Annotated in this window: 8 protein-coding genes and 1 pseudogene; 1 reads left to right on the forward strand and 8 read right to left on the reverse strand. The window is 33.1% G+C overall.

From position 1 onward, the window contains the following. Window positions 1–8: 8 nt before the first annotated feature. Window positions 9–1,604 carry an ATP-binding cassette domain-containing protein gene (locus tag Q0791_RS10370; RefSeq protein WP_299005774.1) on the forward strand — a complete coding sequence of 532 codons (1,596 nt, stop codon included), beginning with the start codon at window positions 9–11 and terminating at the stop codon, window positions 1,602–1,604. Between the two features lie 108 nt (window positions 1,605–1,712). Here Q0791_RS10370 and Q0791_RS10375 read toward each other — a convergent pair. The 8 genes and pseudogenes from Q0791_RS10375 to Q0791_RS10410 all read right to left on the reverse strand — a co-directional run. Beyond that, a pseudogene (locus Q0791_RS10375) lies at window positions 1,713–1,832 on the reverse strand (ISAs1 family transposase); the annotation flags it as partial. Window positions 1,833–1,885: 53 nt separating this feature from the next. Continuing rightward, window positions 1,886–3,001, reverse strand: a complete 1,116-nt coding sequence (locus Q0791_RS10380) for a hypothetical protein (RefSeq protein WP_299005777.1) — start codon at window positions 2,999–3,001, stop codon at window positions 1,886–1,888. Window positions 3,002–3,623: 622 nt separating this feature from the next. Continuing rightward, a complete protein-coding gene (locus Q0791_RS10385) occupies window positions 3,624–5,765 on the reverse strand; it encodes an ATP-binding cassette domain-containing protein (RefSeq protein WP_299005779.1) in 2,142 nt (713 codons plus the stop codon). 1 nt (window position 5,766) lies between these two features. After that, window positions 5,767–7,350, reverse strand: coding sequence for an ABC transporter transmembrane domain-containing protein (locus Q0791_RS10390; RefSeq protein WP_299005781.1), 1,584 nt, complete (start codon window positions 7,348–7,350; stop codon window positions 5,767–5,769). A 9-nt stretch (window positions 7,351–7,359) separates the two neighbouring features. Next, window positions 7,360–8,730, reverse strand: a complete 1,371-nt coding sequence (locus Q0791_RS10395) for a TolC family protein (RefSeq protein WP_299005784.1) — start codon at window positions 8,728–8,730, stop codon at window positions 7,360–7,362. Further along, window positions 8,731–10,935, reverse strand: a complete 2,205-nt coding sequence (locus tag Q0791_RS10400) for a response regulator (protein WP_299005787.1) — start codon at window positions 10,933–10,935, stop codon at window positions 8,731–8,733. 3 nt (window positions 10,936–10,938) lie between these two features. After that, window positions 10,939–12,273 (reverse strand): HlyD family type I secretion periplasmic adaptor subunit, encoded by a 1,335-nt coding sequence (locus Q0791_RS10405; protein ID WP_299005792.1) that lies wholly within the window; start codon window positions 12,271–12,273, stop codon window positions 10,939–10,941. A 23-nt stretch (window positions 12,274–12,296) separates the two neighbouring features. Further along, window positions 12,297–12,626 (reverse strand): Hpt domain-containing protein, encoded by a 330-nt coding sequence (locus tag Q0791_RS10410; RefSeq protein ID WP_299005794.1) that lies wholly within the window; start codon window positions 12,624–12,626, stop codon window positions 12,297–12,299. Window positions 12,627–12,966: the final 340 nt, after the last annotated feature.

Consider the following 12,966-nt stretch of genomic DNA (forward strand, 5'->3'; position numbering starts at 1 on the left):
GTGATAATATGGGAATTAAAAGCCGTTATTCAAATATTTATTTTTGGTTTTCTTTAAGTGTGTTAAGTAATGTTTTAAATATTGGATTGATTATTCTTATTACTAAAGCTATAACCTTGGTTGAATATTATGGAGTGTTTTTGTTTTTATGTTTGTTTTCATTTTTTTTATTATTATATTTCACTACTAATTATTTTTCATCAGAAAAGGTAAATGAGTATTTCAGCGGTTTAGCCGCTTTATTACGTATTGAATTACAACGTTCAGTAACAAATATGAAATATGAAGAGATGTTTTCAGGTGATAGTGGTAGTGCCAAGGTATTGTTAACTAGGGATGTCGGTAATGTTGAGTCTGCCTTGAAAGATTTTCTTGAGATTGCTAATTCTATTTTTATATCATTTTCATTGATAATTTATATGTCACTCTTTTATACAGAGCAGGTAATAGTTTTGATAATTGGTATTAGTATTATATTGCCAATAATATTTGTTATTATCAATAACTCAAAAGTGAGACATAATGAAACTAGAGAAGCATTTAAAAAAGTGAGTGAAGATATTGATGATTCTATAAATGGTTTCAGAGAGTTAAAGCAGGATGTGAAAAAAAAGAAGTTGTTTTTGGATTGCGTATCTAATTCAAATATATATCATTTACATCGTAAGCAGCAATTTTCTTGGTTGTACGAAAATAAATTATCCAACATTTTTAATGTGTCAGTCTATATATTGATAGTGGTAGTGATGATTGATTTTGAAAAAGGACATAATAATGATTGGGTTTTTATTATGTTAATGTTTATGGTTATATCCCCTATTTCTATTGTTATTGTTAAACTTCCTAGAATAATTGAGGCTAGAATGTCTTATTTAAATATAAAGGAGTTTATTGATAATCATGAAAGTGATGATAATATTGATAGTAATGTTGAAAGTCACATTATATTAGACAAAGGTGTTGATAAGTTAACTTTTAAAGATATATGTTATCAGTATAGTGATAACAGAGGCTTTTGTTTTGGCCCTTTATCTATAACCTTAAATAAGGGAACCATTAACTTTATTACTGGTGGTAATGGAGAGGGGAAATCTACATTAATAAATTTGATGTCTTTGTTGTTAAAGCCAACATCTGGAGTAGTTGCTCTTAATGATGTTGAAATAAAATATGATGATTTTTGTTTATTACAGCAGAATGTTAGTGTTGTTTTCCAAAACCCATATATTTTTGATAGTTTTTTCTATTTAGATATGAATAGCGTTGGTAATGACTTTAACAACCTCATTGATATATTTGGGTTAAAAGGTAAAGTATATATAAAGAATGGAGAGGTACATGGCGTAAATACTTTGTCTTTCGGTGAAAGAAAACGATTATCTCTTATTTGCGCTTTATTAGAGGATAATGATGTTTATATTTTAGATGAGTGGGCTGCAGATCAAGATCCTTATTTTAGGTGTGTATTTTATACTGAAATATTACCAAGTTTAAAAAATGAAGGTAAAATTTTAATTGTTGTAAGTCATGATGATGATTACTTCTACTTGGCAGATTATATTTATAAAATTCGACAGGGAAAAATAATCAGTGGTGATACCTAGGTGGGGGGGCAGTGTAAGTGTCATTGGGGCTCTTTCAGTGCGAGAGCGTACTAGCCTTAAAATTGAATAATTGAGTTTCAGCTCACCACACTGCTGTATTTCAGCCTAACCATCTTGGCCACTGGTCATGGCTGAAAATACAAGGAATAACACATCGACTAAATTATGGCGCTGGTTCACATGAGAACGAGGATCGTCAAGAAGTGACAAATGATGGAATAAGAACAAAATGATAAAAAGTGAGTTAATTTGATGATCTGGTTATCATCATCGCAAAAAGTTCACTTCTTTTTAAGAGTGTGATCCCGCCCTGTTGGAAGGTACCCATAGCGAATGAGATCGAATTTCGTTAACAGTTCTTGCAGCATTTTATTATCATCAAGATATATATCTTGAATTTTTTTAGTCAGAAGATCATCTAATATAAATTCAGTGCTTCTAGCAAAACCCAAATGTCTAAGAAAGAGATCGAGGTTGAGGAATACTGACCCTATTCCATATTTAAGGGCATAACCTAACGCTGCGACATATTGCTTTCGAGCTCTAGCTATTCTGTAAGCATAGGGCACGCATGCATGCCAAGCATGGCCCATCCTTCCAAATACTGTTGTTTTTCTTTTTATAAATATTTTTTGGGAGCCGATGCGTTTACTATTTACATTTACTGCTTTTGTATCGAGTGCTTTTACATTGATTTGATTTGGATCTAATTGGAATGTATGACATATGTATTCTGCAATGTCATGATCAATAGATAATAACTCGTAAGGTGTTAACTTTATGGTCCAATCATCATTGACCATCAACTTGTACAATGTATAGCATTCAAAATAAAACATGCCGCCAAATAAACTTCGATTAGGTGACATTAAATAGCTATCTACATATGTGCTTAACGTTCCACCTGTCGTAGCAGTATAGGCGAAAGCAGACGCTGCAAGTTCGGCTTGGTTACGTATTGTTAATGATAATACCTTGTTGACAAAAAAACTGTTACCCAGTTTTTCTTCTAAAAGATTACCTAAAGCAAAAATGAGTAGCGTGTTTAATTCACCAAGGAAGTTATCGTAATCACTAATACATTCGTCTGATAACATGAGTATTTCGGCATTAGGTTTCTCCATGATCATTTGCCTTAAGCCTTCAGCATATTGTGCTAATAATTTGAATGAGTTGACACTTGGATTTGGATAGCCTCCTGTTACTTCATGGCGATATGGAGCAAAAAGTTTATAGTGTAACTCTTTAATGGGAGCGGAAAACCAATTACTTTTTTCTGTTGCTGGATAAAACTTGCCCACAAAAATAACATTTTCAAGTTGTTGGCCTATTTTTTGTAGGAAAGTGGTTGCCGTTTTCCCTCTTCCTACATGAAACACTAATTTAATTTTTCTCACTTTACCTCCACTATTTGTCTTGAACACTTAGTGAACTCGTTTCGCCTCCTTAAGCGACATTTTCTGACTCTACTTTTAACTCAGGTTCCTTATCAGGGTTTAACATCATAGGGACAATAGGAGCACAATTTCTAGCTTCCCCGGCTCATCACGCTTCTCATGACGCGTTTGAGGTGACACAAAATAGAACTTACTGTGCTTTTAGTTTATGATTGAAGGAGCAACAGGAAGAATGTTCCATTGTACGTTACCTCTATTTCAAAGTTAATAAGGCTGTTATTCATGCGATAGTGATTGAGTATGTATTGTAGAGAAGCTTTTTCGCTTAAAATTGTAGTTTAATTTACCAGCATTATTATTCAATAAAGTCTAAAATTTTATAAAAATAGTTAGGAATAAATTAATTATGCATAAAATAGCAAATTTATACTCTCTATTATTATTTTTTTCTTTTACAAGCTTGTGAAAAAAACAAGGGGGATGATATATTAAAATATGAGTTACCCTCGGATATCTCCGAACACAACCCCTGTGATTGCTTAGAGACTAACTGATCTGAATTTGTTGGATAATCTTTTGGGTATATTTTTTATCAGCTCTGATATTGAATGTGGAATAAAGGCTAACTATTCATGTTTTGTATGACTTTATCAGGAAAGCCAAAGTATTGCTGATTACCATCAGCATCGAGTAATAAACAATTGCTTGATGCTGCGATAAAATTTTGGCTATTAGTGGTATAAATGACAGTGGCTTGAGCGAGTTTTCCAGTTAAGAGTTTATTAATGTAGCTTGTATGGGCTTGTTCAACACCACAGAAAGGTTCATCTATGATGATGACTTGCGCATCACAGGCACCTAATCCAAGTGCCAGTCTAATGCCTTGACGATGACTACTGGATAATTGTTGTATAAAGGCGTTATCCAATAGGGTGTCGAGCCCTTTTGGAAGACAAGTATTAAGATCTAAAATTTCAATGATTTCACACATTTGTTTTTCTGTTATTAGACCATTATGCAGGATGAAATTGGATGCTAAGCTGCCTTCAAAAAGCCTTAATTCAAATGGAATATAATTAATCGCCTTTCGGTATCGATAATTGTTAAATTGCTTAATATTGTAACCGTCCATATAAACAACACCTTGATATTTATCTTCTAAGCCTGTGAGGATAGACAGTAAGGTGGTTTTGCCCGAGCCTGAAGGTCCAGTAATGGCTATTTTATCACCTATAGAAAATTTAAAGCCAAGATTGGTTAAGCCCGTTGCAGCATATGAGTGCCGGTGAGTCAATCCGCTGGCCATTATTTCGCCATTAAAGCTACGAATAGGAGGGCTTTTTTCAAGAAAGCTTTGGTCATCATTGAGTGACATGAGGGCATTAATTTGTTTTGCTGAGGCTTGAATGGATTTAAATTTAACAATAGCATTATAAATTCCCATAATAGGCGTCAGTGCTTTCCAGACTAAAATCACAATAGCTAACATTGCGCCTGCATCAGATGTCCCATCCATTACGCCTAATACTGCTGTGACAATGCTGGCCGTCCCTATTATTTGTATGAGTGCTTGACCCATACTTTGAATTTTACTGTTTGTTAAAGATACACCTTCTCCATCTTTTAGGCTTTGAGAGTGTGCAGCAAAAAAACGGGATTGGATTATTCTTAATAAAGGTAAGCCTTGCATGCTGCCTATGCCTCTTAAAAGTTCATTCCATTGATAAGAGACCATAGTATTTGCGCGAGAGCTTTTAGAAGTGGCATGAACATAAATGTAACGCGCATAAAGACAAAATAATAACATGATGAAAATACCAATGATGACGGTTAAAGCCGCCGCACCGGATAGAATAGTAATAGCGATAATAAAAACAATAATAAAAGGCATATCAAAGTAACTTAATGTCGACTCTGCTGTGACCAGTTTTCTAAATTGATCAATGTCCCTCAATCGAGCGAGTTGACTCGATACGCCTGCTGAAGATGTCATTGAATAGGGAAGCCAGAGTAATTTTCCTATGACATTTTTTGATATGTGAAGCGCTAAATCTTTGCCTGATGTGGTGAGTATATTCATTCGTATACGTTTGAAAAAAAACTCTGCGATGGCGAGTAAAATAGCAAAAAACCCTAACCAATACAGTGTATTGACTGAATCAGCTGTAAGTGCGAAGCTGTAAACGCTCATAATGAAAAAAGGTTGAAGGGCCCCTAATATATTAACAATAAAGCTTAGAAAAATCAGGCTTTTAAATTCATTGTTATACCGATGAAAGGCATATTTAATCCAATTGGATTTATCTTGGGACTCAGGTGGTGCTTCTCTAAAAATCTGAGAATATTCAGAAATAATACATACAGTGCAAGGTGTTGAGTCGAGGGGATGTTTGATCAATACATTATTGTTGTAATCAAATAAGTAGGCAAGATCATTTTCAATATTAATTAATATGCCTGAAATATTTTGAAATGCGACAAATGCAGGGTAAGCCACATTGTTTAATGCTTTCATATTGTTAAGCTGGATGATTTCGCATTGATAACCTAAACGGACTAAGGTTGCTTCAAATGATCCAATCTCATTGTCTGTGGGAATAAAGGCATCTGAAAGGATATCAGGGGTACCTTCCCATTGTAATGAAATTAAGCTAAATGCAATGCCTTTTATTAAGGGAGACTCTTGATAGCGAGCACTCATTTTTGGTGTTTCAAAGTCATTGAGTCGTTGCTCTACATCTCCAAAATCGATAAGAATACTCATATTAATATCCTTGGTTAATATGAATGTATTGTGTGGAAGGATCTTGATAGCTTAATTTATTAGAAATAATGATGAAAATGAGGTTACTTTTTTTAGAGAGTAAGGTTGTTGCTAATACTTTTTCAAATTCTTCATCATAAATCATATCAATATCATCCAGTATAATGATAGATTTATGACTAAGCAGTGCCCTAATAATGAGTAGAGAATAGTTGACTTTTCTAGAGAAGGGATGTTGTTGATGGCCTGATATTTGAGTGTAGAAACCATCCTTTAGTGCATCTATTTCGCTTTTTATTTTCAAATTTTCACATAATGTGAAAGCGGCATCGTTCAAATAATTTCTAAAGCAAGTTAAATTATCAATGATACTGCCTTCAAGCAGAGCACTGTGAGCATCAATTTTGATCGTTTGACTTTTCCAACTATCATAGTCTAATGAAGAGAGTGATTTATCATCAACAGAAATTTGAATCTTGTTATCGGTTCTTTCCATGGTTAAGCATTGTGCTAGGTATGATTTACCACAATGGGTGTCTCCATGCAGAATATATAAGTTTCCTTTAGTAAAGGTTAACAATGGCTTATCTTTTAATTGTATGCCTATAGTATTAACCGTAAACGCTTTAATATTGATGGTTTTTTCTTTTTTAAGATTGAAAAGTGTATTGATCCTAGTGATATTGAGTTTATTCACTTCCCATCGACTGAGTGTCCTCATGACTTGCTGATAGGGAGAAAAGTACCGATTAGTTAATAAAATAATGGCCGCCATCACGCCTTGAGTCATTTCTTGTTCAATAACGGATAAAGCCAACATGACAACGACAAGCGCGATGGATAACTGTTGTATAAAAGAGAGAATAAGCCCTAATAGTGAATCGAGCTTTTCAAAGGAAACACTTTGCTCTTCTCTTTCATTAATCATCACATTCATGAGGCTTTCAATACGATATTCCATTGTTCGACTTTTAATATCTAAAGGGCTGGAAACAATTTCAATGATTTTTGAGTTGGTCTTACCTTCAATATTTGATCGTTTTTCTAAAATATGGATTTTCTTTGATGAAATGATGATAGAAGTTAGAATAAGGATAATTGAAGAGGTGAGTAGAATAACACCTGAACCGATATTGATAATACCGATAATGAGAATAGTGATAGCACTTGTGAGTGAGTTAATAATCGCTTTGACTGACTCACCGCCAAAAAAACTCTTTAATTCAGGTATGATAGCGATTCTTTCTAAGTATTCACCAGGTGAATATTGGCTATATTTGTTAATGTTAGAATGACAAATGTTTCTAAATATATCATTGGTTAAATCACTATCAAAATATTTCATTATTAAAGAGGTTATCATTTCTTCTTTATTTTTTAGGTAATAGTCAAAATATATTGCACTAATAATAATAAATGACAGTAGAAATAGAGAGTCTTTAGATTGATTAGGTAAAATGCGATCAAAAATAATGAGTATTGAAAAAGGCAATACCAATCCCAGAAAGGTGGTGATTATTGTAGAGACGAAGAGATAAAATTTGTCTGCTCTGCTGATTTTTCGAGTAAACCTCTCTGTTTTCATATGATACTCTTATTTTATCAAGTGAAGAGGGATGGGAGAGGAAGATAAGTTATCTGACATGGGGACCATATCATGCATTATACTTTTGATATAATGCATATTAAGGAGACCAATGACTTCATTGATGTTTATCATCTCAATAATATAGTTGTACCTTGCACTTTCATAATCTCTAATACTGTTAAATAGCTTACTTTCTGCAGATAATAGATCGGTAATGGTTCTTGTTCCTAATCGGTGGGCTTTTTTTATACCATTGTAAGAAGCATAGTTGGCTTTAATGATTAATTTGTAACTTTCTAAAGAGCGAGAATAGTCGTTAATATTAGCAATATGATTATTGAAGGCTTGTAGGCTGTCTTCTCCTGATTTTATTAAATCGACATGGCTTTTTTCAAACTCAATATTGTTTTTCTTAAGAGTATATAAATCCCTTCCTCCAGCAGACAAAGGTAGATTGAGGTTAAGGGAATAAACAATAGACTCACTGACACCAAAATCAGGTGGGCTATTGGATGATGGGTTGTTGGTATGATCTTTTCGGTAGTTAATATCTCCGGTTAAAGTGGGGCTGAATGTCGATTTTGTTTCTTTAATTTTTTGTTTGCTTTGCTTTAACGCTTTCTTTGAGATTAAAATATTGGTATTAAGGGAGAACATTGTTTTTTTCAAAAAAGATTCTCTTGATTTTGATATCTGAGGGAAAGTCGCTAGCTTATTTAAGTCAAATGAGGGCGTTGCTTGAATTTGCAGTATATTACTAATATTATTCAGTATTATTTTCTTTTCTTTCTTTAGTGTCAGTAATCTATTTTTAATATTCTCTCTTTGAGCGATGACTTCGTAGATTTCACTTTTTGCAGTATTACCCAATTGAATGTTTCTTTCCATTTGATTGAATCTTGCAATAGATGATTCAAGTTCTGTATCCGTTGCTTTGATTTGTGAGCTATTTTTTAAAAATTCAAAATATTGAGTCGCAGCTTGTTTTATGACATTTTGCTCAGTTTTTATGGTTTGGATTTGGCTAATATCAATATTAATTTGAGTTGATGTTATTGCATAAATATCATTAAGGTTAAAAATGTTTTGGCTTAATGATAGACTATAGCTATTAGAATTATAGTCATTGACTAGATGTTGGTCTGTTCTTTGAAATTCTTTATTTTCATTCCATACCGTATCAGCATTAAGCGATAAACTGGGTAAGAATTTTGATCTATGTATGTCAGCATTAAATTGGGTTGCTTCATAATCTTTTTTAGCACTTTTTAACGATAAATTGTTATCAACAGCAATATTGATGAAGTCGGTTAAACTTGAGGCTGTTACTTTTTGTAAAGGTAAGATAAATAAAATGATGATGTATTTAATTTTCATTTAAGACACCAATTTATTTTTTATGTGAATGTATTTTTTTATTGTTTTTAGTATTTCATCACTCTTATAAGGTTTACTGATGACAAAGTTCATTCCTGCTTCAAGGCAAGATTTATGTTCAGATCGACTGGTGAGTGCAGTGGCGCCAATAATAATAGATGGTGTTTTTTGTTTTATCTCTTTTTCATATTGACGAATGAGTTTAGTAGCTTGAATACCGCCCATTCCTGGCATGATGCAATCCATGAAAATAATATCAGTATGATGGCTTTTCACCCATTCAACAGCTTCTAATCCTCCACTAACGATTTCTGTATCATATTCGCACTGTTGTAATATTCTTTTGAGTAAGAATTGCTGTATTCGATCGTCTTCGACGATTAAAAATTGCTGCTGAATGTCATCTTTTTCTTTTTCATCTTTTATCACATCAACTAGCTGAGGGATGAAATCATCGGGAACTATGGGGGTGTAGAAAATATGATCAACATAGGGCTCTGTTTCTTTGGCTACTTTGTTAGAAGAAACCGTTAGAAAGAGTTTGGTTTCTTTCTGTTTTTGTCGTGATATTTTGTCATATAATGTTTGGCAAAAAGAGGCAAGCTGAATGCCTTCAATAGTATCAGTGATAATAACGGCATCATATAAGGCTAATGTTGATAGAGACTTAAAAATATCATTCGGTGAGCGTGCGATTTTTACTTTGGCATCATGGGTTAAGAAGATGTTTGACATGATATCGATCCTTAGCTCAGATCCCGCACAGATCAGAAAAATCTTATCTTTTAATAATGGATTCTTTTTGCTGTAAGAAATAGGGGTAACAGAGAATTGAGCGACAAACTTTTGTTGCCTTCCTGATTGATACCAGCAAGTGGTAAATGATCTGACTTTATCAAGGATAGATAAGGACCATTCATCATTTTTTAGTGCATTTTTTTGGGTCTGCTCCCAGTGAAGATGGTCTATTTTGTCAATATTAACGTTTAATGTGGTTAAAAAAATCAGCTCAATTTTGATAATGGCTTCTGAAATATCAGTTGCTGACTGAGTGTCGACTTTCATGAGAATGTTTTTGTTATTTTGAGCGCTGATCGCGTTTGAAAGCTGTAGAAATAATATCCAAAACAGTTTTGTTGGGTTACCAATTAATTCATTGGGTAAATTATTTTTGATATCACATTCAATACTCAAACTTTTTTCACTATTCTTATTACTGAGATGAATGATGATCTCTGTGAGTAATTCAATAAAAGAGTAGTGTTCTGTTTTTTCTTTTATGCCTTGAGCGAATAATTTATTATAGTTTTCAGCCAGATTAGATAATGTTCTTGTTGCGGTAATGACGTCTCGGGCAAAGTCAACAGACTTTTTATCTTTTTCGTTGATGAGTAATTGTATCCCCCCTTTTATCGTATTAGTGATCCCTCTGATTTCATAGCCAATCATAGAATAGAGTTGTTGAGATAAATCTGTATTACGTTTACTACGCTCTATTAAACCATATAATGCTTTTAGCTTGGAGTAGATCCTTCTTTCTTGGCTGCTAATATTGAAGTCATTAAGAACAGAATCAGATGAGCTATAATCAAACTTGTTTATTTTTGACGTTATCTTGTTTAATTTTTCATCTTTTAGGTCTAGTTCTTTTTTGAATCGTCTGTTTTGTAATTCTTTCCTTAAAATAAAATAAAGAGTTATGGCGATAAATGCTAGTAGTATAACAAGGATAAATACCTTGTCTTCTTGGCTTTTATGGATGACTTGGGTATTGATATTTTCTATGATGTTTTTATGTTTTTTTTGCATTTCAATGAGAATGGGTATCAATTTTTCTATTGTGTTACTGGGAAGCTTGTTAGAATAATACTGACTGAGTATGATATTGAGTTTTTCATATTCAATAGCGCCGACTAAACTAACGACATCTTTATCCTTAGATGCCATCAATTTGAATTGTTGCAGCTTTTCTTTTATTGTACTGAATTCTTTAGGATCGTTATTACACGCCGTCATTTGACATTCGATAAGGCTTAATAATAAGTTTTCAGTATTGGTAATGAGACTATCAGATGTGTTTAATAATGATTGTGTGGTTTCATTTTTAATCTCATTGTTAAATAGTATGGTTGAGCTAGTAATAAACGCAATTAATGAAATTACTAATGTGATGATACTAAAGGTAAAATCTTTGATTATTTTCATATTTCACCTTTCATCGAATGTATCTTCAATGGCTGACATGACAGGTTTTAGTGCATAGTCTATAACAGTTCTTGAACCTGTTTTGATTTCTGCGGTAAATTCCATATAGGGGGATAAATTGTATTTGATACCCGACTTTATTAAATACGGTTGACTAATGAGGATATTGGCCAGATAAAATTCAGATTCTTTTTCTTCATAAGAAGAACGACTGATAGAGGCAATGGTTGCCGAGATCCCGCCATATTTTGCAGAGTTATAGGCATCAAATTTAAGCTTGACTTCTTGACCTACCTCAACAAATCCCATATCTTTTCGAGGAATTTTTGCTTCCCCATGGAGAGTATTAGTCAAGGGGGAAATGTCGGCAATGCTGTCACCCGGTGGAATAACTGCTGATTTAAAGTTGTAATGAATTTTATCAACAACACCGTCTACAGGGGAGTAAACTATGAGTCGATTGACTTTATCTGATAGCTGAGGTTTTTGTGTCTGTTTAATCTGTAATTGTTTGGCATATTCATTTATTTTGGTTTGATATTCTGCATTTCTGTTAGAAATTAAATCAGTGAGTTGCTTTTTGAGTCTTTTTTGTTGAAATAACTCATTTAATTGTGCTTCTTCTAAGTTTTCTATTTCTCTTAACATATTCATTTCTTGTACTTGCATATTAAGTACATCAACATAAGAAGCCATTTCTTCTTCGTGTAATTTTTGTTTAATCAATAGTTGCTTTCTGATCAGATCGAGTTGTCTTCTCGAACTCTCTATTCGTGTTCCCATAGAGTGAATAAGCTTGTTTTTATGCTCAATGTCATGTGTTATTAAACCCTGATTTGAATTGTTTTTATCGTACTCAAGTTGCCACTTTTTTTGGTAATTACTCATAATGGCTGGGTATTCACTGTATTGGGAAAAATCGGGTGTGAGCATGTTTGTCAGTGCTCGGTAAGTGATCAATGCTAATTCCAATTCTACAATTTCGAGCAAGTTAGCATTGAGAGTAGAGTTTCTTTCTAATGATTTTAGCTTGGCAATGGCTTGACCTTCATAAACCGTATCGCCTTGTGAAACCATGAGTTGCTCTAATATCCCTCCTTCTAAGTGTTGTACTTTTTCAATATCTGAATCGAGAAGAAGCTCACCTCTCGCTGAAACCACAATATCTAACTCTGCTTGTGAAGCAAATATGATAATGATGACTAAGGCGATAAACACAAAGAGTAATGACTTGTGTGTAGTCGTCATGACACTTTTGAACCGTATTTGATTATTTTTTTTATGAATTTGACTTGGCTGAGTTAAGGCTTTTTTTAAATGTTTTTCTATTTCACTCATCTGAGTTACCTCGAGAGTATAGATTAACTTTGTAGTATTTTATCTATTTGCTGATTAAGCCCTTCTATTTTATGGCAAACCGTTTCAATCATATCTGAGGGAGGAATATCGCCTGATTTTGAACTGACCTCAATTGTCTCAAGTAAATCACATATTTCTTCTTCGAAGAAATTAGAGATGACGCCCTTTAAAGAATGCGTGACTTGGAACAATCCATCTAAATTTTTATCTTCGTAATTGGATTTTATTTTTAAAATATCTTCGCCATGTTCTTCCTTGTACATATTGAGTATGATGTCAACCATGTCAGTATCATTGTCTAATGAATCTAAGAATTGTTGATAATGTTCCATAATTCCTCCGTGATATTATAGGTCGATGAGAATAGTATATTGTGATGATTGCCACTTCTATATACTGTAGACTAATAATGAATAACTTGTTATTGGAACCATTGAATTTTGCGGCATTTAATCGAAGCTTAACAGTAAGCTATACTGTAGCAATATGTTTTTTTGCTTATGGTTTTTCTAATGAATTAGGATCAATATCAAGAGAATTAGGATCAATATCAAGAAATTTTTTATGGTCAGTCATGTATGTGAGCTTTTTTCAAATAAATAATCCTGTTTAATCCCTTATCTCGCTTGTAATTCATTTCATCCTAGTCTTTGCTTAAAACCATGTAATCGT

It is taken from the genome of uncultured Shewanella sp. (genome assembly GCF_947495455.1).
Classification (GTDB): domain Bacteria; phylum Pseudomonadota; class Gammaproteobacteria; order Enterobacterales; family Shewanellaceae; genus Shewanella.

What these genes read in the sequence shown, in the direction of transcription:
- Q0791_RS10410 (WP_299005794.1), bottom strand. Translation starts at nt 12,626, where the DNA reads ATGGAACATTATCAACAATTCTTAGATTCATTAGACAATGATACTGAC.
- Q0791_RS10370 (WP_299005774.1), top strand. Translation starts at nt 9, where the DNA reads ATGGGAATTAAAAGCCGTTATTCAAATATTTATTTTTGGTTTTCTTTA.
- Q0791_RS10390 (WP_299005781.1), bottom strand. Translation starts at nt 7,350, where the DNA reads ATGAAAACAGAGAGGTTTACTCGAAAAATCAGCAGAGCAGACAAATTT.
- Q0791_RS10405 (WP_299005792.1), bottom strand. Translation starts at nt 12,273, where the DNA reads ATGAGTGAAATAGAAAAACATTTAAAAAAAGCCTTAACTCAGCCAAGT.
- Q0791_RS10400 (WP_299005787.1), bottom strand. Translation starts at nt 10,935, where the DNA reads ATGAAAATAATCAAAGATTTTACCTTTAGTATCATCACATTAGTAATT.
- Q0791_RS10385 (WP_299005779.1), bottom strand. Translation starts at nt 5,765, where the DNA reads ATGAGTATTCTTATCGATTTTGGAGATGTAGAGCAACGACTCAATGAC.
- Q0791_RS10395 (WP_299005784.1), bottom strand. Translation starts at nt 8,730, where the DNA reads ATGAAAATTAAATACATCATCATTTTATTTATCTTACCTTTACAAAAA.